This is a genomic window from Paenibacillus glycanilyticus (assembly GCF_030161375.1).
GTDB classification, from domain to species: Bacteria; Bacillota; Bacilli; order Paenibacillales; family Paenibacillaceae; genus Pristimantibacillus; species Pristimantibacillus glycanilyticus_B.
The window spans coordinates 86,915-108,486 of record NZ_BSSQ01000012.1 but is presented as its reverse complement, the minus strand read 5'-3'; the positions used below and the strand labels follow the sequence as shown (position 1 = coordinate 108,486).

At 49.6% G+C, this 21,572-nt stretch carries 22 protein-coding genes; 2 read left to right on the top strand and 20 right to left on the bottom strand.

Going from position 1 to position 21,572, the window contains the following annotated elements; all coding sequences use genetic code 11:
- Both QQK89_RS14600 and QQK89_RS14595 read right to left on the bottom strand, forming a co-directional pair.
- Positions 1 to 743, bottom strand: a 743-nt coding sequence (locus QQK89_RS14600) for an energy-coupling factor ABC transporter ATP-binding protein (protein WP_284239308.1), incomplete at its 3' end; no start/stop codon positions are given.
- On the bottom strand, positions 740 to 1,576 hold the full coding sequence (locus QQK89_RS14595; RefSeq protein WP_284239307.1) for an ATP-binding cassette domain-containing protein: 837 nt from the start codon (positions 1,574 to 1,576) through the stop codon (positions 740 to 742). The genes QQK89_RS14595 and QQK89_RS14600, both read right to left, overlap by 4 nt.
- A 114-nt stretch (positions 1,577 to 1,690) precedes the next feature.
- On the opposite strand from QQK89_RS14595, the gene QQK89_RS14590 reads away from it, so the two are divergent.
- The gene (locus QQK89_RS14590) at positions 1,691 to 2,311 is read left to right on the top strand and encodes a biotin transporter BioY (RefSeq protein ID WP_284239306.1); all 621 of its coding nucleotides are present in this window, start codon (positions 1,691 to 1,693) and stop codon (positions 2,309 to 2,311) included.
- 132 nt (positions 2,312 to 2,443) lie between these two features.
- Positions 2,444 to 3,550: an MBL fold metallo-hydrolase gene (locus QQK89_RS14585; protein ID WP_284239305.1), complete on the top strand. Its 1,107-nt coding sequence runs from the start codon at positions 2,444 to 2,446 to the stop codon at positions 3,548 to 3,550.
- A gap of 71 nt (positions 3,551 to 3,621) precedes the next feature.
- Here QQK89_RS14585 and QQK89_RS14580 read toward each other — a convergent pair whose 3' ends face one another.
- The 18 genes from QQK89_RS14580 to QQK89_RS14495 form a co-directional block, all read right to left on the bottom strand.
- On the bottom strand, positions 3,622 to 4,785 hold the full coding sequence (locus QQK89_RS14580; protein ID WP_284239304.1) for an iron-containing alcohol dehydrogenase: 1,164 nt from the start codon (positions 4,783 to 4,785) through the stop codon (positions 3,622 to 3,624).
- A gap of 97 nt (positions 4,786 to 4,882) precedes the next feature.
- A complete protein-coding gene (locus tag QQK89_RS14575; RefSeq protein WP_284239303.1) occupies positions 4,883 to 5,368 on the bottom strand; it encodes a RicAFT regulatory complex protein RicA family protein in 486 nt (161 codons plus the stop codon).
- 31 nt (positions 5,369 to 5,399) lie between these two features.
- Positions 5,400 to 6,986, bottom strand: a complete 1,587-nt coding sequence (gene miaB / locus QQK89_RS14570; protein ID WP_284239302.1) for a tRNA (N6-isopentenyl adenosine(37)-C2)-methylthiotransferase MiaB — start codon at positions 6,984 to 6,986, stop codon at positions 5,400 to 5,402.
- A gap of 151 nt (positions 6,987 to 7,137) precedes the next feature.
- Positions 7,138 to 7,713, bottom strand: a complete 576-nt coding sequence (locus QQK89_RS14565) for a phosphate propanoyltransferase (RefSeq protein WP_284239301.1) — start codon at positions 7,711 to 7,713, stop codon at positions 7,138 to 7,140.
- Between the two features lie 64 nt (positions 7,714 to 7,777).
- The gene (locus tag QQK89_RS14560; protein ID WP_284239300.1) at positions 7,778 to 8,647 is read right to left on the bottom strand and encodes a 2-oxoacid:ferredoxin oxidoreductase subunit beta; all 870 of its coding nucleotides are present in this window, start codon (positions 8,645 to 8,647) and stop codon (positions 7,778 to 7,780) included.
- 2 nt (positions 8,648 to 8,649) lie between these two features.
- Positions 8,650 to 10,383 carry a 2-oxoacid:acceptor oxidoreductase subunit alpha gene (locus QQK89_RS14555; protein WP_284239299.1) on the bottom strand — a complete coding sequence of 578 codons (1,734 nt, stop codon included), beginning with the start codon at positions 10,381 to 10,383 and terminating at the stop codon, positions 8,650 to 8,652.
- Between the two features lie 197 nt (positions 10,384 to 10,580).
- The gene (locus QQK89_RS14550) at positions 10,581 to 11,525 is read right to left on the bottom strand and encodes a dipeptidase (protein WP_284239298.1); all 945 of its coding nucleotides are present in this window, start codon (positions 11,523 to 11,525) and stop codon (positions 10,581 to 10,583) included.
- 127 nt (positions 11,526 to 11,652) lie between these two features.
- Positions 11,653 to 11,913, bottom strand: a complete 261-nt coding sequence (locus tag QQK89_RS14545; RefSeq protein WP_005550495.1) for a stage V sporulation protein S — start codon at positions 11,911 to 11,913, stop codon at positions 11,653 to 11,655.
- Positions 11,914 to 12,052: 139 nt separating this feature from the next.
- Positions 12,053 to 12,850 (bottom strand): TIGR00282 family metallophosphoesterase, encoded by a 798-nt coding sequence (locus tag QQK89_RS14540; protein WP_284239297.1) that lies wholly within the window; start codon positions 12,848 to 12,850, stop codon positions 12,053 to 12,055.
- Positions 12,851 to 12,923: 73 nt separating this feature from the next.
- Complete coding sequence (gene rny / locus QQK89_RS14535; RefSeq protein ID WP_284239296.1) at positions 12,924 to 14,465, bottom strand: ribonuclease Y; 1,542 nt, start codon at positions 14,463 to 14,465, stop codon at positions 12,924 to 12,926.
- Between the two features lie 183 nt (positions 14,466 to 14,648).
- Positions 14,649 to 15,329, bottom strand: coding sequence for a RecX family transcriptional regulator (locus QQK89_RS14530; RefSeq protein ID WP_284239295.1), 681 nt, complete (start codon positions 15,327 to 15,329; stop codon positions 14,649 to 14,651).
- Positions 15,330 to 15,431: 102 nt separating this feature from the next.
- A complete protein-coding gene (recA, locus tag QQK89_RS14525; RefSeq protein ID WP_284239294.1) occupies positions 15,432 to 16,487 on the bottom strand; it encodes a recombinase RecA in 1,056 nt (351 codons plus the stop codon).
- A gap of 229 nt (positions 16,488 to 16,716) precedes the next feature.
- A complete protein-coding gene (locus QQK89_RS14520; RefSeq protein WP_284239293.1) occupies positions 16,717 to 17,967 on the bottom strand; it encodes a competence/damage-inducible protein A in 1,251 nt (416 codons plus the stop codon).
- Between the two features lie 92 nt (positions 17,968 to 18,059).
- Positions 18,060 to 18,638, bottom strand: a complete 579-nt coding sequence (pgsA, locus tag QQK89_RS14515) for a CDP-diacylglycerol--glycerol-3-phosphate 3-phosphatidyltransferase (RefSeq protein ID WP_284239292.1) — start codon at positions 18,636 to 18,638, stop codon at positions 18,060 to 18,062.
- A 213-nt stretch (positions 18,639 to 18,851) separates the two neighbouring features.
- A complete protein-coding gene (locus tag QQK89_RS14510; RefSeq protein WP_284239291.1) occupies positions 18,852 to 19,340 on the bottom strand; it encodes a YajQ family cyclic di-GMP-binding protein in 489 nt (162 codons plus the stop codon).
- Between the two features lie 35 nt (positions 19,341 to 19,375).
- A complete protein-coding gene (locus QQK89_RS14505; protein WP_284239289.1) occupies positions 19,376 to 20,332 on the bottom strand; it encodes a helix-turn-helix domain-containing protein in 957 nt (318 codons plus the stop codon).
- A gap of 18 nt (positions 20,333 to 20,350) precedes the next feature.
- Positions 20,351 to 21,121, bottom strand: coding sequence for a DUF3388 domain-containing protein (locus QQK89_RS14500; protein WP_284239288.1), 771 nt, complete (start codon positions 21,119 to 21,121; stop codon positions 20,351 to 20,353).
- 149 nt (positions 21,122 to 21,270) lie between these two features.
- Positions 21,271 to 21,522 carry a DUF3243 domain-containing protein gene (locus tag QQK89_RS14495; protein ID WP_284239286.1) on the bottom strand — a complete coding sequence of 84 codons (252 nt, stop codon included), beginning with the start codon at positions 21,520 to 21,522 and terminating at the stop codon, positions 21,271 to 21,273.
- Positions 21,523 to 21,572 lie beyond the last annotated feature (50 nt).

Here is a 21,572-nt window from a genome sequence, read left to right as displayed (position 1 = left end):
GGCGGTGGGGGGGGGGGGGGGGGGCGGCCATCCCCCCCCCCCCACGCCGCTGCGGGAGCCGCTTCGCGGACGGAGCCGCCGGTGACCACGGCGACTTCGTCCGCGAGCGGCAGAAGCGCATCGAGGTCGTGCGTTGCCACGACCGCTCCGCGCCCCGCCGCCCTATGCGCGTCAAGCATCGCGCACAAGCGGCGGATGCCGTCGGCGTCTAATCCCGCCGTCGGCTCGTCGAGCAGCAGCCATTCCGGCTCGCATGCGAGCAGACATGCCATGGCCAGCCTCCGCTGCTGCCCTCCGCTTAACGTCCATGGGTCGCGCTCCAGCAGCTCCATGGACAAACCCGCCCGCTCCATTGCGCTAGCCATTCGGCGTTCCTTCTCCGCATCAGCAATCCCGTAAGGCTTAAGCGAATAATCGAACTCTTCCTTCACCGTTGACGCGAACCATTGCGATTCCGATTGTTGAAGGGCGATTCCCGTCTTCATGACGATGGGCTTGTTTAATCGCGGTTTCCTTCCTTTGGTTAACCATAACGGCTCGTCCCCGTTCTTGATCCGACCGCCTGCGATACGTCTTAGTCCCGCCATCGTCTCCAGTAGCGTCGATTTCCCCGAACCGTTGTGACCAACCAGCAACGTAATAGTCCCTTTTCGAAAGCTCAGGTTAATTCCGTCCAACAGCTTCTTATTTGGTTCGTTTGTTGCCATGACCGATACGTCTTCAAGCTTCCAATCTCCCGTCACTGCCCCGACACCGCCTTTGCAAGCAACTCTGGCGTAAGAGGAATCGGATGAAGATCAATACCGAGCGCCTGTAGTTCCCAAGCGGTCTGAATCACGTAAGGGGCTGTGAACCCTAGCTCCTCGCAGCTGCTTTTCTCTTCAAGCGAATGCCGTTCAAACAACCGCTCTGCTTCCCCATCAAACCTGATCTGTCCGTTCTCAAGAGCGAGGACGCGGTCGCCGGCTGCAAGCTCTTCCAGCTTCTGCGTAATCCAAAGCACGGCGACGCCTCTCTTATTGAGATCTCTTACCTTCTCCATCACGTGAAGGCAAGCCCCAGGATCGAGCATGGCCGTTATTTCATCCAATATAAGCATCGGTGCTTGAACGGCCAGACAGCCCGCAATAGCCGTCAGCTGCTTTTGTCCGCCGGATAACGTCTCGACGGGCTGATGCATCCGCATATGAAGACCGGTCTCGCGGAGAGCATCTTCGGCAAGCTGCGGAATCCGCTCCCCTTCCATGCCATGCTGCTCCAGCATCATGACGACATCTTCCCATGGCGTTGCGCCTACTACGGAAACGTCCGGTTGCTGCAGCACCATCGGTACTTGCCGCGTCGATTCATCCTTATACACCTTGCCTTCAACGTGCATCGCGCCAAAACCCGCGATCAGCCGGGCGAGCGTGCTTTTCCCGCTCCCGTTGCGGCCGATCAAATTAATCCACTCCCCTTGTTTAATGGATAAATTGATCTCCTTTAATAAATAAGCAGAAGCACTTGTCGGCTCCCCGTATGTAATCGGCTTAACTGACACGTTCGACAGCTCAGCCAACTTTTTTTCCAAAAACATCCCTTCAACCTCTTCCCCAAATGAAAAAGCTGTGCTAAAATCCAAATTGTTAACCTTAGTAAACTATAAATGGTTAACAATTAAAACGCAATACTCAAAAGGAGCCGATCCATCATGCGCACAAGCACTAATATTCGCAGCACCGTATTTATCGCCTTATTTGCAGCATTGTTTATCGTTATGAGCGCTATTCAGATCAAAGTGGGAGCGTACGTGCCGATTACCCTACAGACACTTGCCGTTACGCTTGCGGGAGCGATCCTCGGCCCGCGCAAAAGCTTTATCTCCCTTATTATTGTCATTGCGCTTACCGCGACGGGCCTCCCTCTCTTAAGCGGCAGAGGAGGACTTGAGACGTTAACCGGCCATACGGGCGGATTTATATTCGCCTTTCCGTTTTGCGCGCTGCTCGTCGGCTTTGCCACGCAAGCGATCTTTCGCAGCAAAGCTATCATGGGGAACCGCATTGTAGCTTTAGTTGCTTTGTTTATCGCGTTTGAACTGTTTGGATCATTCCTCACTTATGTACCCGGCGTTCCGTGGCTGATGCATGTAACCGGCCTTGATTTCGGCAAAGCGATGACAGCAGGCTGTTATCCTTATCTGCCCGGCGATGCGATCAAATCGTTTGTTGCAGCCATCATCGTCCTATCTCTCAAACCATACATTCTTAAAATTCAATCGTCAATGCTTCGCTCGCAAGACCATAACCAACCTATTCACACTTCTATTTAACCACGTTAATTCTAAGCTCAATAAGGGACAGCCATTAGACCAATGGCTGTCCCTTTTATATGCCTAACTGCCGATGCTATAATAATAAAGCTTTCAATTTCATACATACGAAGAAGATACGAGGTGATGGCCATGTTGGCCGTTGTAATCCTGATTGGCGCAATCGCGTTAATCGCCGTCTTAACGATGCTCGTCCTGCGGTTTTACCCTGCGTTTGGCGGTAGACCAAATGAGCAGACACAGGCAAGAATGTTGCGTTCTGCCCAATATGCGAAAGGTAAATTCGAGAATCAGCTTCCGACGTCCATGAGTATGTCGATGCGCGAATATCTTTCGACCGCAGGCGAGTTCATCAGAGGCAATCCGGGCGGAAGACCAGCTAAAGCGCTGACGAGCAATGCCATCGATCCCCGCTCCCTGCATGCCGCCCAGAAAGCCAAGGTCACCTGGTTTGGCCATTCCGCCATGCTGCTCGAGCTGGATGGCAAGAGACTGTTGCTAGACCCTATGTTAGGACAAGCCCCTTCCCCGTTTCCTTGGATAGGAGGCAAACGATTCAGCGACAAGCTGCCGATCGAGATCGAAGCGTTGCCTGCAATTGATGCCGTCATTTTTTCGCATGACCATTATGATCATTTAGATTATAGCTCTATACAACGCCTGAAAGACAAGGTTGGCCGTTTCTTTGTTCCGCTTGGCGTTGCAGCTCATTTGGTGCGATGGGGCGTGAGCCCTGACCGGATTGAAGAATTTGATTGGTGGGAGGAGATCGTGTGGGAATCCATTACTCTAGCCTGTACCCCCGCTCGTCATTTCTCGGGACGGGGCTTGGCGGACCGAAACAACACGTTATGGTGCTCATGGATCATTCACGGACAAGAAGCCCGGATCTTCTTCAGCGGCGACAGCGGCTACGGACCGCACTTTAAGGAAATCGGCAACAAATACGGCCCATTTGATCTCACTCTGATGGAATGCGGACAATACGATACGCGTTGGGCGGCCATTCACATGTTGCCGGAAGAAACCGTACAGGCGCATCTCGACGTGAAAGGAAGCCTTATGATCCCGATTCATTGGGGCGGCTTCAAGCTAGCTCTTCACGATTGGCGGGACCCGGCAGAACGGGCAGTAAAGGCAGCTCACGCTAGCAACGTCCGCATTGCGACTCCCCGTATCGGAGAACCCGTCACAATTGGCGGGGCGTCCTATCCGACAGCCGCATGGTGGCGCGAATAATAACGTAATTCATTCATAAAAAAAGGCTGTCCCGTTGCCATGACTGGCAATGGGACAGCCTTCTTCAATTTCTACAGCGACAACCGGTAAATCGCCACGACATCTTCTTTCTTCAGCTTGCGGAAGTTGCCGCGAGTACCGCTGCCTGTCGTTTTCTCCGCCATTTCTTCCAGTCTGCTGTCATCAATGTCATAATCCGCGAGACGCGACGGCGCTCCGATCGAATCCCAGAACTCGCGAAGTTTCGTTATGCCTTCGCGAGCTACTTCCAGGTCGCTTTTTCCGTCAGCTTGTACGCCAAATACATTAACCGCGAATTGCTTGAAGCGCCCTACGTTGTCTTCTACCACGTAATTCATCCAGTTCGGGAACAGGATCGCAAGACCCCCGCCATGAGGAATATCGTATACAGCGGACACCGCATGCTCCATATCGTGGTTGGCCCAGTCGCCTACAACCCCCATTGACAACGTTCCGTTAAGCGCCATCGTTCCGCAATACAGAATCGTCTCGCGAAGCTTCACGTTCGTTAGATCATTCACAAGTCCAGGGGCTGTTGCGATTACCGTCCGCAATATCGTCTCGCAGAAGCCATCCTGAACAGGCGTTTTAGGATCATGGTGGAAATACTGCTCAAGCACATGCGCCATCATATCGACCATTCCGTATACGGTATGATCCTTAGGCGCACTCGCCGTAAATACAGGATCAAGAATGGAGAACGTTGGGTAAGCGAGTACGTTGCCCCAGCCATGCTTCTCAAGCGTTTCTTGATTCGTGATCACCGAGCCGGAGTTCATCTCGGAACCCGTAGCGGCAAGCGTAAGAACCGTTCCAAGCGGCAATGCGGCCTCCGGCTTCGCTTTACGAGTCACAACATCCCAGAAATCCCCGTCGTATTTCGCCGCAATAATAATCGCTTTGGCGCAATCGATCGTACTACCGCCGCCTACCGCGAGTACCCAGTCAATCGACTCGGAACGGCACAGCTCAGCCCCGCGGTGTACGGTAGACAGTCTCGGATTAGGCTCAACGCCGCTTAACTCGGTAACGGTGCAGCCGGCTTGGCTCAACTGCGCGAGTACTTGCTCGTATAAGCCGTTGCGTTTGATGCTTCCTCCGCCATAAACGAGCAACACGCGTTTGCCCAGCTTTTCTGCTTCTGCCGGCAGTTGCTTTAATTGCCCTTCGCCAAAATACAGACGGGTCGGATTGTAATAGGTAAATGGATTCATTGCTTGATCGCTCCTTTGGGGTTATTAAAAATGAGAAAACCTCTATCGAAGCCATTCGAAGGCGAACGGCCGCGTCTAGAGGTAGGGTTTAACTCAATTAGTCACATTCTTCCGGTGCTTCAACCGTAGCGTCTTCGACATTGATTTTCTCGGATACCGTGTCGCGTACAATCGAAATTACCAGCTGCAGCAAGTAGTTGATGTCCGATTGGCTTTGCTGGAACTCGGATACGATCGGAATACCGTCCAATTCGTCCTGAAGTGTCTCCATCTCGCCTTCGATTTTTTTCACCATTTGCTCGTTTTTGAATGTCGTTTCGAATGCGACGACTTCTTTTTGCTTCTTCTTAATAAGCGTGATCAGCGATTGAATGCGCTCATTGCCTTGAATTTGCTTCTCGGCACGGCGGTAATGCTGGACTTCCTCGGAAGTAAAGATCAAATCCGCCAGTTCCTTCGCCTTGTTCATAATATCTTCACGGACCAGAAGGTCGCGTGTATCGAATTTCGGAACGTTGCAACCATGTTCATGGTCATGGTCATGATGGTGGTGCGAATTAACTGCAGTCTGTTGTTCGGACATCTATCATCTCTCCCACTAATTTGAATCGCTTCTAGGATACGTTGCTGGCTGAATTCGCTAGCGGCACTGCTTTAATATACCATGTTTTTGCTTCCGTTACACGAACATGTATAAATTGTCCAATCCATTCTTTGGGACCTTCCAGATGAACCAGCTTATTCGTGCGTGTCCGGCCAGCCAAAATATTCGCATTGTTCTTGCTCTCGCCTTCCACCAGCACTTCCAAGACTTCGCCTTCCAGCCGTTCATTGCTAGTCCTGCCATTCTCGGAGATCAGCTCGTTCAACCGCTGGAGACGTTTCTTCTTCACTTCCATCGGTACATTATCCTCCATCTCGGCAGCAGGCGTACCCTCGCGCGGAGAATAGATGAACGTATATGCAAATTCAAAACCAATCTTGCGAACCAAGGTCATCGTATCCTCAAACTGCTCATCCGTCTCGCCCGGAAATCCAACGATAATGTCCGTAGAGAGCGACACGTTCGGAATGGCCCGCTTGATCTTCGCTACAAGCTCAAGAATTTGATCCCGCGAATACTTCCGGCTCATACGCTTCAGCACTTCCGTGCTGCCCGATTGGATCGGCAGATGAATATGCTCAACCAGGTTGCCGCCTTGCGCAAGCACCTCGATCAGATGATCGTCGAAGTCCCGCGGATGACTTGTCGTAAAGCGGATTCTAGGAATATCTATCTTCGACATATCGAGCATCAAATCGCCGAAGCGATAATTCATATCTTCAAAGTCTTTGCCGTAGGCGTTTACATTTTGTCCTAGCAGCGTAATTTCTTTGAACCCTTGACGCGCCAGCTCGCGAACCTCGGCAACCACATCCTCTGGCCGGCGGCTTCGTTCTTTGCCCCTCGTATACGGTACGATGCAATAGGTGCAGAACTTGTCGCAGCCGTACATAATGTTGACCCAAGCGCGCATGCCGTCACGCTTCTTAGGCATATTCTCAATGATGTCGCCTTCTTTGGACCATACCTCAACAACCATCTCCTTGCTGAAATAAGCGTTTTGCAGCAATTGCGGCAGACGGTGAATGTTGTGTGTGCCAAAGATCATATCCACAAAAGCATGCTTTTGCAATATTTTGCCGACAACCGACTCTTCCTGCGACATGCAGCCGCATACGCCTAGCAAGAGACCCGGCTTTTGCAGCTTTAACGTTTTGAGATGGCCAAGTTCTCCGAATACTTTATCTTCGGCATTTTCCCTAATCGCGCAAGTATTGAGCAATATAACGTCCGCTTGTAGGCGATCTTCCGTCGGCTGATAGCCCATTTCTTCGAACATGCCCTTCATCACTTCCGTGTCATGTTCGTTCATCTGGCATCCATAAGTTTGTATTAAGTAATATTTCCCCCTGCCGAACGTCCGAAGCTCTTCAGGAATGGAGAAATCGTAATGAACCTCTATGTCTTCTTTCCCGCGTTTCTTTTCCTCTTTATAGTTCGGAGTGGAGTTAATTTGAATGTTTCTGCCTTTAATGCGATAGGTCGTAACCCCGTCTTCCTCGCTTAGCACCTTAGCATCCGAGAAATCAAAGTATTTGGAATAGTCTTTAACCTTGCCGGATTGCGAGTCTGGTGCCTGCGGATTCCCCTTTGACATGGTTGTTCACTTCCCTCTACATGAAATATTGCAGTTTTGCCCAATACAAAATTATAGCATACCTCATGCAGAGATATCCATTTGTTCCATCTGGACAAAAAAAGCCGGCAACGGTTCTTGACCGCTGCCAGCTTTTCCAAATGCCTATATCCTATTCGATAATTTCGGCAGTGTCGCCGTTTTTGATACCAGCGCCGTTTGCTTCATCGGTATCGATGTGCATATCCAGAGCAAAGTCCGGAGATACGCGTGCGATTACTTGCTCAAATACAACGCCGCGCTCGCCTTGGAAGCGAACCTTCAGCAATTGTTTGTCCGTAATAGCCCACTTCTCGGCATCGCTTGTGTGGAAATGAATGTGGCGGGCTGCTACGATTACGCCTTCTTCAATCGTCACTTCGCCTGCCGGTCCTTTAAGCGTAATGCCCGCAGAACCTTGAATGTTGCCGGATTCTCTAACCGGCGGGTTAATTCCCAAGGAGAAGGCATCCGTACGGGATACTTCCAATTGAGTCGCTTTGCGAACCGGTCCCAAAATTCTAACTTTCGGGAATGAGCCTTTTGGTCCAATGACCGCTACGGTCTCGTTCGCCGCGTATTGTCCAGGCTGCGATAACGGTTTAGCAACCGTCAGCTCGCTGCCCTCTCCGAATAATATAGCGACATGCTCCGCAGATAAGTGAATATGTCTTGCAGATACGCCTACGGGCACTAATTTTTGTTCCATTTTGTTTCTACTCCTTTATATCCAATCCGGCAATTTGTGAAAATGCCGTATGCCCATCATACACTTATTTAAATTCAGCGACAAGCTTATTGAAATGTTCTTCCGTTAAGGACAGATCCTGCTTCATAAGCGCTTCTTTGCCGAATCCGCTGATCATGTCCTCATACGACTTGCGCTGCGTATTCTGATAGATCAGTCCGGTGAGCAGGCCGTTCGTTTCCATAATCTTATTCATTGCGGCAATACGGTTGGTTGGATCGTAATCCGGGAACTGCTGTTCAAGATTAACGATGTTTTCTTTGAACCAATCGTACGTATTGATTTTGTTGAAGGTTACGCATGGGCTGAACACGTTGATCAGCGAGAAACCTTCGTGTTTAATGCCCGCTTCGATCAAAGCGGTTAACTGCTTCAAATCGCTGGAGAACGACTGGGCAACAAATGTAGCTCCTGCCGACATCGCGATCTCAAGCGGCGACAAAGTCGACTCGATCGAGCCCTCGGGCGTCGATTTGGTCTTGAAGCCTTCCGCGCTGCGCGGGGAAGTTTGACCTTTCGTCAATCCGTAAATTTGGTTATCCATGACGATATACGTAATGTTTAGATTACGGCGAATCGCGTGAACCGTATGGCCCATGCCGATCGCAAAGCCGTCGCCGTCGCCGCCCGAAGCGATAACCGTCAGCTCGCGGTTTGCAAGCTTAACGCCTTGCGCAATCGGAAGCGCGCGTCCGTGAATCCCGTGCAGGCCATAAGCGTTGATATAGCCGGAAATACGGCCCGAACAGCCGATACCCGAAATAACGGCCAACTCTTCCGGTTCGAGACCGACGTTAGCGGCAGCGCGTTGAATGGCCGCCTGGATAGAGAAGTCACCGCAGCCCGGGCACCAGTTCGGCTTCACATTGTTTCTAAATTCTTTAAATGTAGCCATGATTAGTCCAACTCCTTGCACGCTTTATAAACTTCCGATGGCAGGAACGGATTACCGTCATATTTCAGCAAGCTGCGCATTTTGTCCGCGAAGCCCGCATGCATTTTGATTTGTCCGGCGAGCTGGGCTGTTGCGTTATTCTCGATAACAACGACTTTTTTCGCCTGCTGCAAATGAGGGATCAATTGCTCTGTCGGGAACGGATGGATTTGACGGATCGTAACGTGGTTTGTTGTTACTCCGTCATTCGCCAGCCACTCGCGGGCTTGATCGATGGTTCCGCCAGTCGAACCCATGCCGATGATCAGCAGATCCGGCGTTTCGCTTGGCGCATCGGTACGCAGTCCGTCGCGAACATACAGACCATCCAGCTTATGAAGTCTCTTATCCATCATGTTCTGACGGTTAACGGCACTTTCTGAAGGACGTCCGGTCTCATCGTGCTCTACGCCGGTGACATGGTGTATACCGTGTTTTGCGCCAGGCAATACGCGAGGCGATACGCCGTCCGGCGTGAGCTCGTAACGTTTGAACAGCTGCTGCGGCTCTTGTTCCGGAGCATCCTGTACCAGCTTGCCGCGGTTGATCTGAATCGAGTTATAATCAAACGGCTCGCAGGACTGTTTGCCGAGCGACAATTGCAAATCCGTCATGACGATAACCGGTACTTGGAATTGCTCCGACAGGTTGAAGGCTTCAATCATGTCATAGAAGCAGTCTTCGATCGACGCTGGCGCGATAACGATCTTCGGAATCTCGCCGTGCGTGCCGTATACCATCGCGTTAAGGTCGGATTGTTCTTGCTTTGTTGGCAAGCCCGTCGAAGGTCCGCCGCGCTGGGTGTCCACGATAACAAGCGGAGTTTCCGTCATGCCCGCGAGGCCAATGGCCTCCATCATAAGCGACAAGCCAGGACCCGCGGATGCTGTCATCGTCCGTACGCCCGCATAGTTAGCCCCAATCGCCATCGTTACCGCTGCGATCTCGTCTTCGGTCTGTACAACCGTTCCGCCTAACGCGGGAAGTTTCTTGATCAGGTATTCCATAATTTCGGATGCCGGAGTAATCGGGTAAGCGGACATGAGACGGCAGCCTGCCGCAAGACATCCGAGACCAATCGCTTCGTTGCCGATCATAAACAGCTTCTGACGGCCGTCCGCTTCGTCCAGCTTGAATTCGTCAAGCGGTCCGCCAGCCTGCTCAAGAACGAACTCCGCGCCGCGTTTAACGGCCTCGATGTTTTTCTCGACAACGGCCGCACCTTTGCGTCCGAACTCTTCTTCAACTGCTTTATTAAATACTTCAAGCGGCAATCCGAGCAAACCCCAAGATGCGCCTGAAGCAACCATGTTCTTCATTAAGGAAGTACCCAGTTCTTCAGCCATAGCCGTAATTGGCACGGCAAACAGTCTCGCGTCGATGCCTTCCGGCACAACGGGATTAAACTTCGCATCTGCCACGATAACGCCGCCGCTGCGAAGTTCTTTTGCATTCAAATCTATGCTTTCTTGGTCGAACGCCACGAGGATGTCCAGATCATCGGAGATCGCACGGATCGGGTATGTGCTGATTCTGATTTTATTATTTGTATGCCCGCCCTTGATCCGGGACGAGAAATGACGATATCCGTATAAATAATACCCAAGCCGGTTAAGCGCCGTGGAAAAAATCCGGTCCGTACTTTCGACGCCTTCCCCCTGTTGCCCTCCGATCTTCCAAGACAATTGACTAATCAAAACGCCCATCTCCTCTTTTTGATGGCTTAGCCGCGTACATTTACTAAGGCAATATCCAACAATAATTTGTATTATGAATAAACAGTCAAACCAAGTGTAAAGGTGTGGTTTGAAAATTGCAAGATGTAAACGTTTAATGAATGATAATCATTTTCGATTGTTTATATACCATATTCAGATCAGAGCGGAGCCGTTTGCTATTCCGGCAAATTAGCCGTTAAAAATGTAAGCGCATTACCCGATAGGAACCGTTTGGTCTGCTCTTCGGAGTATCTTTTGAGCAGCGCCTCGCGTAGCCTGTACACCTCGCCCGGATGAGTCAGTCCGTTCACATATTTGTCGATTCCGTCAAAATCGGAACCAAGCATAATGTGCTGCTCCCCGCCAAGCCCGCCTACATGATCCACATGCCTCAGCACATCGTCCACGGTGACCTGATCCCCTTCGGCTACAAACCACGGGACATAGGTAATGCCAATAAGTCCTTGAAGGGCGATTATCGCCTTGATCTGATCGTCTGTTAGATTGCGGGGGTGATTGAGTAACGTCTTGGCATTAGAATGAGAGGCAATAATCGTCTTGGAAGCCAGATCCGCAACATCCCAAAATGCTCGCTCTGACAAATGAGATACATCCACAAGTATGCCCAGTTTGTCGCATTCCGCAACGAATGTTTTCCCTTGCGCGGTTAATCCGCCTCCACGGGGCTCCATAACGCCGTCTGCGGCCCAATTCGCATGATTCCAGGTTAATCCTGCCGCTCGTACGCCAAGGCGGTACAGGAGCCTTAGGAAAGACATGCGGCCCTGCAGCCCGTCCACGCCTTCCAGCGACAATAATGCTCCTATTTTGCCTGCTGACAGACATTCCGCCAAATCGGATTGAGTGCGAATCAGCATCATATCAGGACAAGTAAGCACTTGCTCGTAAAAAAGATCGATGCTCTCTAGTATAGGCTCGATAGAACCGTTCAACTTCTCTGGTATGTACACCGCGAAGGTTTGTAGAACGGCGCCTGACGCCTTTAACCGTTCATACGTCACATCAAGCTGATTGGATTCGCTGCCTTGAAAATTAAGTTTTGGTTGAACAAGCAGCTTGCTCAGCACATCGCAATGAAAATCCGCAACGGGAAAGTTCAATTGCCGATCACCTACTTCCGTTTCCAAATAACAATCAAGCACTAAAAAAAGCAAAAAACCTGTTTACTGCGTAAACAGGTTCCATTACCTGGCTTCATCCAGCCCCGAACAAATCGGTTATTAGATATTACCTAGGTTCTACAATCAATTTTATCGCTGTTCGGTCTTCTCCATCAATGACAATGTCAGTAAATGCCGGCACACAGATCAAATCCACCCCGCTCGGGGCTACAAATCCGCGAGCAATTGCTACTGCTTTGATCGCTTGATTAAGTGCACCCGCCCCGATGGCTTGCAATTCAGCGGCGCCGCGCTCACGCAAAACTCCGGCCAGCGCACCTGCAACGGAATTTGGATTGGACTTTGCTGAAACTTTTAATACTTCCATGAAAAAGGACCTCCTCGGGAATGATGGATGGATTCCACTATTTAGATAGTATTCGAGAGAGGTTAAAAAATTCCTGCTAATCCCGCAATAACTTTCATATCAATTCTGAATTAGCTAAACTTTTCGAATATTCATATAACTACTGCATCATCAGCCAATCGTCTTCGGTCAAACGAATTTTTTGCATCTTCGTCGCTTGTCCCGTCGCATCGTCAATATGAACGGATACCGCATGCAAATGCCAATCCCCTTCGTCAACCACAAATCTTGTTGGCAACTGCGTTAGGAACTTATGCAGCACCGCGTTGCGGTCCATGCCAAGCACGCCATCACGCGGACCCGTCATTCCAACATCCGTTAAGTAAGCCGTGCCGCCGGGGAGAATGCGGTCATCATTGGTTTGAACATGCGTATGCGTGCCGACAACGATAGATGCATGGCCGGCCAAATGCCAGCCCATCGCGATTTTCTCGGAAGTCGCTTCGGCATGGAAATCGACCAATATGTTTTTCGTTTTTTGCTTTGCTTCTTCCACAAGCTCTTCTGCTTTCCGGAACGGACAATCAATTGGCGGCAAGAAAGTCCGGCCTTGCAGATTAATGATGGCCAGTTGCTTGCCGTTTGCTTTGATCAAAGCAGATCCTTGGCCTGGCGTTCCTTCCGGGAAGTTGGCCGGCCGAACAATCCGAGGTTCCTCATCGATCCACTCAAAGATGTCCTTATTATCCCAGGTATGATTCCCCATCGTAATGCCATGTACGCCCCATTCGAAAAACTCGCGGGCAATGGCGGACGTAATGCCGCGGCCGGCTGCCGCGTTCTCGCCGTTCACAATAATAATATGCGGGTTGTATTTGCTCTTTAGCGCAGGAAGCACTTGCTTCAATGCTTTACGCCCAACGCTGCCTACTACGTCACCAATAAATAATACGTTCATTCTGACACTCCTTTAGCATGCAAAAAAGTGGCTGACAAGCAGCCACTTTCCGTTCTTGCTATTTGCTTGTGATCTACTTGGCATATTCAACTGCACGGGTTTCACGAATAACCGTAACTTTAATATGTCCCGGATAATCGAGTTCACTCTCGATTTTCTTCGTAATATCGCGTGCAAGCCGGAATGCTTCTGTATCGTCAATCTTTTCAGGTGCAACCATGACGCGTACTTCGCGTCCTGCTTGGATTGCGAAAGACTTCTCAACGCCGTCGAACGACTCCGAAATGTCTTCCAGCTTCTCCAGACGTTTAATGTACGTTTCAAGCGTTTCACGACGTGCGCCAGGGCGTGCGGCAGACAATGCGTCCGCTGCTCCTACTAACATCGCGATTACAGACGTTGCTTCTACATCTCCATGGTGGGAAGCGATACTGTTGATAACAACAGGATGCTCTTTGTACTTCTTCGCCAGCTCTACGCCGATCTCGACATGGGAGCCCTCAACCTCGTGGTCAAGCGCCTTGCCGATATCGTGCAGGAGGCCTGCACGCTTAGCTAGGGTAATATCCTCGCCAAGCTCAGCAGCCATTAGGCCAGTCAAATAAGCAACTTCCATTGAGTGTTTCAGCACGTTCTGACCATAACTTGTCCGATACTTCAGACGTCCGAGAATTTTAATCAAATCAGGGTGCAAACCATGAACCCCAACCTCGAAAGTAGCTTGCTCACCGTATTCACGGATCCGCTCGTCCACTTCCTTACGGGACTTCTCGACCATCTCTTCAATGCGAGCCGGATGTATACGACCATCTGCAACAAGCTTCTCAAGTGAAGTACGAGCAATTTCACGTCTAATAGGGTCAAAGCCTGACAGAATGACCGCTTCCGGTGTATCGTCAATAATCAGATCGATACCAGTCAATGTTTCGAGTGCACGGATATTACGGCCCTCACGTCCAATTATGCGGCCTTTCATTTCTTCGTTAGGCAGCGTTACGACCGATACAGTCGTCTCTGCTACGTGATCCGCCGCACAACGTTGAATAGCGAGTGAAATAATGTCCCGCGCCTTACGATCGGCTTCTTCTTTCGCTTGCTGCTCGATCTCTTTGATCATCTGTGCTGTTTCGTGTCGCACTTCTTGCTCAACATTTGACAAAATAATCGCCTTCGCATCTTCCATCGTTAAGCTGGAGATACGTTCCAGTTCACTAAGCTGCTGCTTGTAAATGGAATCAATTTGTTCTTGTGTTTCATCGATCCGTTTCTCTTTGTTGGCTACTAACTCTTCTTTGCGTTCAAGCGCTTCTATCTTTTTATCCAGCGACTCCTCTTTCTGGAGCAAACGTCTTTCCTGACGCACAGACTCGTTACGCCGCTCACGGATGTCTTTTTCAGCCTCCGTACGGAGTTTGTGGATTTCATCTTTTGCTTCGAGCACCGTTTCTTTCTTCTGAGCTTCCGCTTCCTTCTTCGCATTTTCTACGATTTGTACAGCAGCTTGCTCAGCGCTTGAAATTTTAGCCTCGGCAATAGACTTGCGAATAAAATAACCAATCCCAAAGAAAATAACGCCAACAACGAGACAGATCAACACCGTCCAAATAGGGTCCATCTTGTTCACCTCCTCGTTGCATACACCAAGGCAAACGCTTGGGATGATATTAGGTTTTTAGCCGGTTTCCATACCGATTGATTCTCTAACTTATTGACGAAAATAATCGTTTCAAATCAACTTTTGGAAGGAAAATTGATTTGATATAAAAGGAATACAATTTTATTTTATCTTTTGGCAAAATCAATTGTCAAGCAAAAGCCCTTCATCCTCTTCCGACTGCTCAATTTCTGCTTCATCTATAGCTGCTTTTACGGCAAGTTTCACGATATCCGAAGGAAAACCCCGACGCATTAAAAAACCCATCAGCTTCTGGCGTTTCTCTCGATTTTCCCCTTTAAGAGAGCGCCATTTCTTCTTTGCGGAATGTACGGCGGACGCAAGCTCGTCTTCTTTGTCGATTGAACCAAGCGCATCGGAAGCAGCTTGTTTCGATACTCCTCGCTGCGCTAGTTCCTGCTTAATCCAGCGGCTTCCTTTCTGACCATTACGGATCCGCTGCTTCGCGAATTGCCGCGCATACTCTCCATCATCAACAATATGTTCCGATTCTAAACGTTCGAGCGCATAAGCAATCGGTTCAGGCTCAAATTCTTTGCGGATCAAATACTGCTCAATCTGCTTGCGCGTTTTCGCTCCCATCCCCAAATAGGCGAGTGCACGCGCGTATGCCCGGTACCGTCCGTCTTCGCTCCCAATCTCCGCAAGCAGTTCTTTGGTAAGTTCTGTTCCTTTTAACAACCGATATTTAATAAGAATGTCTTCGTGCACGGACAATATCGGCTCTGCAACGCCGTTCGTGTATATATGATAACGGCTGCGTTTCTTAGCATCCTGCTCTACGGAAGAAATCTCAATCATCATAGGGGTTACACCTCGCTTCCAATCCAGTACAAAGAAGCAACGCCGCCCTCGAAAGGACGGCGTTGCTCTTACTTATGAACTTCAGTTGATCATGTGTTGTTATTAATCGTCAAGTTCCGACTCATCGAAATCATCGTCATCATCTTGCGAGAAGTTGGCAGGCTGCGCGGACGCAGACAAATTGCTCTGCTCGCGGATTTGCTTCTCGATAACAGCCGCGATTTGCGGGTGGTCTTTCAAAAATTGCTTAGCATTCTCGCGGCCTTGGCCAAGACGGTCGCCGTTGTAGGAGAACCAAGCTCCGCTCTTCTGAACGATATCCATCTCTACGCCAATATCTACGAGGCTGCCTTCTCTCGAAATGCCTTCGCCGTACATAATATCAATCTCCGCTTGTTTGAACGGAGGAGCTACCTTGTTCTTAACGACTTTAATACGCGTACGGTTACCAACCATGTCATTGCCTTGTTTGATCGTTTCAATACGGCGCACTTCAAGACGAACGCTGGAATAGAACTTCAGCGCACGGCCGCCAGGCGTAGTCTCTGGGTTACCGAACATAACGCCAACTTTCTCGCGAAGCTGGTTGATAAAGATCGCAATTGTTTTCGATTTGCTGATCGCGCCACCCAATTTACGAAGGGCTTGCGACATCAGACGTGCCTGCAGACCCACATGGGAATCCCCCATGTCGCCTTCAATCTCCGCTTTAGGTACAAGCGCCGCTACCGAGTCGATAACGATAATGTCCACGGCGCCGCTGCGTACAAGCGCTTCGGCAATCTCAAGTGCCTGCTCGCCTGTGTCCGGCTGGGACAACAGCAGCTCATCGATATTTACGCCCAGCTTGCTCGCGTACAACGGATCAAGCGCATGCTCCGCATCAATAAAGGCAGCTTGTCCGCCAATGCGTTGCACTTCCGCAATCGCATGAAGCGCAACGGTTGTTTTACCGGAAGATTCCGGACCATAACACTCAATAATACGACCTCTTGGCAAACCGCCGATTCCAAGAGCAATATCTAAAGCAATTGAACCGCTTGGTACGGTTTCAACTTGCATATGTGTGGATTCCCCTAATTTCATAATGGAGCCTTTACCAAATTGCTTCTCAATTTGACGTAAAGCCATTTCCAAAGCAGCACGACGATCCGACAAGCTACTCACATCCTTCATTATTTATAATTGTATGATACCTTGTTTCCGTTCAAATGCCAAGCTTTTTTTCGAACATACATTCGTCTTTTTATTTCCACACCACCCCGAATGCTAAAAATGGACATAAAAAAACCGCAGCAAAGTAATCTTCGCCACGGTTCTTCCGCATAAATCAAATTATAGCGGGAATGGAACATATAGGCAAGCTTTTTCGCTTTAATCCGACAAATTATTCCTCTTTCAGCTTCAGCCATAATTGATACAGGGCAGCTTTCACCGCGCGAATCCGGATGATGGCGCGGGTGCCGGAGAAATGGCCGGTGAAGACTGCTGTCGGCTTCCCTCTTTGCGCTACTGCATAATAGACAAGCCCCACGGGTTGACCTTCCGCTTGAGCCGGACCTGCTACTCCGGTCAAGGAAACGCCAAAATCCGAATCTCCGATCTGCCGGACCCGTTCCGCCATCATGACTGCGGTTGACTCGCTGATCGCGCCAGGTGCTCCTTCGCCTTGCAACTGGGCCATCGGAATGCCGAGCAATTTATGTTTCATTTCATTTGTGTACGTCACAACGCCGCCCGAATACTCCCCGCTGCTTCCCGGAATTCCGGTAATCAGCTCGGCCAGCAGACCTCCACTGATGCTTTCTGCCGTGGACAGCTTCCTTCTGGAACTCCGAAGCAGTTGTACAACCCGCTCTTCCAGCGTTATTTCCTCTTGCGCAAACAAGAACTCGCCTACGCGCTGCTTAATCGCCTCAACGGTACGGTCCAGTTTGACCGTTGCTTCTGTCTCGTTCGGGGCTTTTGTCGACACCCGAATGGCAATCTCGCCCTCCTTCGCATATGGCGCTATGGTTGGATCCGATTGCGCTTCAATGAGATCAATCAGCTTTGCTTCCAGCGAGGATTCGCCGATACCGGCAAACATGAGCAGCCGTGAATACAGAGGTTCCTCCGAACCTAGAACCGATCTAAGCCAATCGGAAGCAGGGCCTTCCATCATTGGCTTCATCTCGCGGGGCGGTCCGGGAAGCAGCAAATAATGAGTCCCGTCTTCCGTGAGCCCGTTGCCTACGGCAAGACCCGCTTCATTCTCAATCGGGCTGCTGCCGTCAATCATAAGCGCCTGCCTCCGATTGCTTTCAACCATATGAATACCTCGGGAGCTGAACATCTGCTCGATTGTGTCCATCGAAGGCTGATGAATGGATAAGCCGCGGTTGAGATAGGCGGCCAGCACATCCTTGGTCAGATCATCCTGGGTTGGGCCAAGACCGCCTGTGAATACGAGCAAATCCGCGCGTTCACGCGCGATTTCGATAGCCTGCTTGATCCGGCTTGGATTATCGCCAACAACCGTTTGGAAATAGACGTCGATCCCGAGAGTTGCCAGTTTTCTGGATAAGTATTGCGCATTCGTATTTACGATTTGACCGAGCAATAACTCGGTTCCAACCGCGATAATTTCCGCTTTCATACGATCTCTCCCTTCGATTTTCGCAGCATGAGGAAGCAAAAGCACCCCCCCATGGCTGGAAAGATGCTTTATTGTTACTTATATGATCCCGATTATTGCACAGGTATCAAATTTTTGTTTTTGAAGAAATAATCAAAACCGGAATATACCGTAATGAGCACGGCAATCCAGCTCACGATCTCGTCAAACGGAAAATCAATAAACGAGAACGGGAAGTTGTTAAGTAGAAGCGAAATAATCATCGTGATTTGCACGGCTGTTTTCCATTTGCCCCAATTGCTCGCCGCCATAACGCTGCCTTCGAGCAAAGCAATCTGGCGCAAACCGGTTACCGCAAATTCACGGCTGATAATAACGATCGCCATCCAAGCCGCAAGCTTATCCATCTGCACGAGCGAGATCAGAACCGCTGCAACAAGCAGCTTGTCCGCCAATGGATCAAGAAGCTTGCCCAGATTCGTAACGATCTTGTTCTTTCTGGCAATATAGCCGTCCAGCCCGTCCGTGCTAGCCGCTATAATAAAAATAATAGCCGCAATAATCTGATTGTATGTAATGGAATAATCATCGCCGAATTCAAGAGGCTTAATATCGATGTTCACGAGCAGAAATACCATAATGATCGGCACTAAAATAATTCGGGCCAGCGTAATCTTGTTAGCCAGGTTCATTTATTCACACCCCCGGACCGTCTAGCCTTGTTCCTGCATTGATGCATAATTGCATGTACTGTCATTTGTATGTCCCCCGGATCGTTTCCAAAGCTATCTAAAAGTATAATACATGCTATTTCCTGTGTCAAAATACCAGTTGTCATAGACCTAAAGCCCTTTCACTACCGCGAAGGAGCGGCAGCGAAGGGCCGTAAATGGTTGGCTACAGGCTTAGCGGTAATTCGTGAACTGCAGGTCGATTTGCAAATCCGCGCCGCGCAAAAGGGCCATAACGGCCTGGAGATCGTCGCGGCTTTTCCCCGTTACGCGAATCTGGTCGCCTTGGATCTGACTTTTTACTTTCAGTTTGGAGTCGCGGATCAAAATATTGATTTTTTTGGAAATTTCCTGTTCGATCCCCTGCTTCAGCTTGATCCGTTGGCGAACGGTGTTGGCGGAAGCCGATTCAATCTTGCCGTACTCCAAGTTTTTAACCGGCACGCCGCGCTTCACCATTTTGGACTTCAGAATATCAAGAACGCTCTCGAGCTTGAAGTCGTCATCGGATACAACTACGAGTTCTTCTTTCTCCAGCTTGATGCTGCTCTTGCTGCCTTTGAAGTCGAAGCGTGTCTCGATCTCGCGTTCAGCTTGCTGAATCGCGTTGTTCAGCTCTTGCATATCCATCTTTGATACAATGTCAAATGAACTTTCAGACATGGTTAGACAACTCTCCCTTTGTATCTGTTCCGAATTTATTGATTACCCGTCGTACCGACTGTATCGCCCGCGGATGTGTCTGGATTGGTGGTCTCTCCCATATTTTGGGTAGCCGATCCATCCGTTTGACCGCTTGCTACGGGATTCAGCTGGATTTTCTTCGAACCGGCGCGATCACCGTCATTAATTTGCACGCCGTCAACGGTAATTACGCTAAGGTCGGCACGGCCAACGTTGATGTAAAGAGGCTGATCCAGATCATAGGACAGAACCGAACCGTCTTCCGTCACTTTTGAAATCAGCGCCTTGCCGTCTTGGCTACCTTGGCGAACCTCTGTCCAGCTTTTGCCGCCGGAAGTCGTAATCTCCACTTTGTGAACCACGCCTGCAGGCGCTACATCATAATGATCCACCTTGCCAATCTTGGACGAGAACGTGACCGTCGTTGGGTCCTGGCTAGGAGTTGGGGTAGGCGTTGCCGTAGGAGTTGTCGTTGATCCCGTTCCGCCAGTCGCAGAATCCGTCGACTGTGTCGGCGGAGCCGGAGAAGCCTGATCCGTAATATTCGTATTGTCGATTTCTTTCGGATCGTCTGATTTCTGGTTAACGAAATAAACCCAAACGACAACAACGATGAGGATCAGGAACGACCACATCATAATATTAAAGCCAAGTTTGCTTATCCGTTCGGAAGAACGGGTTCGAACCCGCTTTGGTTGTCTCGCGGGAACAGCCTCTACGATCTGATCCGTAACTGTAGTCGGAACCTCGTGTTGGTACAAGCGTAGAACTTCATCCGCATCGAGGCCAACGGCATCGCAATAATTTTTCACAAAAGCGCGCAAATAGAACGTTCCCGGCAACACGCTATGGTCGCCGTCTTCGATCGCTTCTAAGTAGCGCTTGCGTATTTTTGTTTGTTCTTGAACGTCTTCAAGCGTTAAACCGCGCTCTTCTCTTGCTTGACGCAGTAACGCTCCTAAATCTGACATGGGGTCTACTCCTCCCTACTAGAATTCATTATCCGAATAATTTGCCGTAAATGATTCGTATGTAATCTCTTCGTCCGGCGTATTGCGAAGCTCAATAATCATATCAAAATGGCTGTAATCATATTGCGATTCCTTGATAAAGATATCCGGATGCTCAATCACCTTGGTTGAAGGCATTGCCATAATTTCCTGCAGAAGCGAATAATGCTTCTCGTTGGAACGGATCGTACTCACAATACCGTCGATGATAAAAATGTTGTTGTCGTTCATCTCATCTTCCGACAGCTGACTGCGCACGGTTTGTCTCAGCAATGTCGAAGATACAAAAGTCCAGCGTTTATTCGAACATACGCTTCCGGCAATAATCGATTCCGTCTTGCCAACGCGCGGCATGCCTCTTAAACCAATAACCTGATTGCCTTCCCGCTTAAACACCTCTCCAAGAAAATCGACAAGAATACCAAGTTCATCTCTTGTGAAACGGAATGTTTTGCGGTCATCCGAATCGCGTTCAATATAACGACCGTGACGAACTGCCAGTATATCAACGATTGTTGGCGTGCGCAACTTATTAACGGTGATATTATCAACCTTCTGCAGCATTTTGCCAAGCAATACGATTTTCTCTTCGTCATCCGTCTGCAGGAGCATGCCACGCGTACGGTCTTCCACGCCATTAATCGTCATAATATTTACTTCAAGCATCCCTAGCAGCGATGCTATATCGCCTAACAAACCCGGACGATTCTTATGTATTTTGTACTCCATATAATATTGCTGCTTTGCCATTTCACACCGTCCCTTGTTGTCACCAATCCCATTTGATTGACTCGTCTACAAAAATTTATTCTACAATTTTCGCCACATTCCTGCAACCTATTCGCAGACATTGCAGAAAAGCCTCCCGTTTTGGAGGCTTTTCTGCAGATGAAGAGCAATTAAGTTTGGTCAACCAGCTTAACCATCAACCCAGCGACGGTATGGCGTTCGCTCTCGTCGCCAACATCCCACAGTTGCTTCAGTACGCGTTGCTGCTCATTTTTAGGATCAACCTTCTCGTCAAGGAAGGAGCCGATTTCATAGGCCAGGTTTTTGATGGTATCCTCCGTCATGCCGTTGCTTTTGGCTTGCGACACGCGTTCGGACAAGAATTCTTTCCAATTGCCGAAATCAGAAAGGACGTTTGACATTTTATTTTCGCCTCCTGGATAAGTTCATTCTTAAGATGAGTGTTAGCACT

Bases quoted from the DNA above. Each gene is read 5' to 3' on its own strand.
- QQK89_RS14595 (WP_284239307.1), bottom strand. From the start codon at position 1,576: ATGTTTTTGGAAAAAAAGTTGGCTGAGCTGTCGAACGTGTCAGTTAAG.
- QQK89_RS14590 (WP_284239306.1), top strand. From the start codon at position 1,691: ATGCGCACAAGCACTAATATTCGCAGCACCGTATTTATCGCCTTATTT.
- QQK89_RS14585 (WP_284239305.1), top strand. From the start codon at position 2,444: ATGTTGGCCGTTGTAATCCTGATTGGCGCAATCGCGTTAATCGCCGTC.
- QQK89_RS14580 (WP_284239304.1), bottom strand. From the start codon at position 4,785: ATGAATCCATTTACCTATTACAATCCGACCCGTCTGTATTTTGGCGAA.
- QQK89_RS14575 (WP_284239303.1), bottom strand. From the start codon at position 5,368: ATGTCCGAACAACAGACTGCAGTTAATTCGCACCACCATCATGACCAT.
- miaB (WP_284239302.1), bottom strand. From the start codon at position 6,986: ATGTCAAAGGGGAATCCGCAGGCACCAGACTCGCAATCCGGCAAGGTT.
- QQK89_RS14565 (WP_284239301.1), bottom strand. From the start codon at position 7,713: ATGGAACAAAAATTAGTGCCCGTAGGCGTATCTGCAAGACATATTCAC.
- QQK89_RS14560 (WP_284239300.1), bottom strand. From the start codon at position 8,647: ATGGCTACATTTAAAGAATTTAGAAACAATGTGAAGCCGAACTGGTGC.
- QQK89_RS14545 (WP_005550495.1), bottom strand. From the start codon at position 11,913: ATGGAAGTATTAAAAGTTTCAGCAAAGTCCAATCCAAATTCCGTTGCA.
- QQK89_RS14540 (WP_284239297.1), bottom strand. From the start codon at position 12,850: ATGAACGTATTATTTATTGGTGACGTAGTAGGCAGCGTTGGGCGTAAA.
- rny (WP_284239296.1), bottom strand. From the start codon at position 14,465: ATGGACCCTATTTGGACGGTGTTGATCTGTCTCGTTGTTGGCGTTATT.
- QQK89_RS14530 (WP_284239295.1), bottom strand. From the start codon at position 15,329: ATGATGATTGAGATTTCTTCCGTAGAGCAGGATGCTAAGAAACGCAGC.
- QQK89_RS14520 (WP_284239293.1), bottom strand. From the start codon at position 17,967: ATGAAAGCGGAAATTATCGCGGTTGGAACCGAGTTATTGCTCGGTCAA.
- pgsA (WP_284239292.1), bottom strand. From the start codon at position 18,638: ATGAACCTGGCTAACAAGATTACGCTGGCCCGAATTATTTTAGTGCCG.
- QQK89_RS14510 (WP_284239291.1), bottom strand. From the start codon at position 19,340: ATGTCTGAAAGTTCATTTGACATTGTATCAAAGATGGATATGCAAGAG.
- QQK89_RS14505 (WP_284239289.1), bottom strand. From the start codon at position 20,332: ATGTCAGATTTAGGAGCGTTACTGCGTCAAGCAAGAGAAGAGCGCGGT.
- QQK89_RS14500 (WP_284239288.1), bottom strand. From the start codon at position 21,121: ATGGCAAAGCAGCAATATTATATGGAGTACAAAATACATAAGAATCGT.
- QQK89_RS14495 (WP_284239286.1), bottom strand. From the start codon at position 21,522: ATGTCAAACGTCCTTTCTGATTTCGGCAATTGGAAAGAATTCTTGTCC.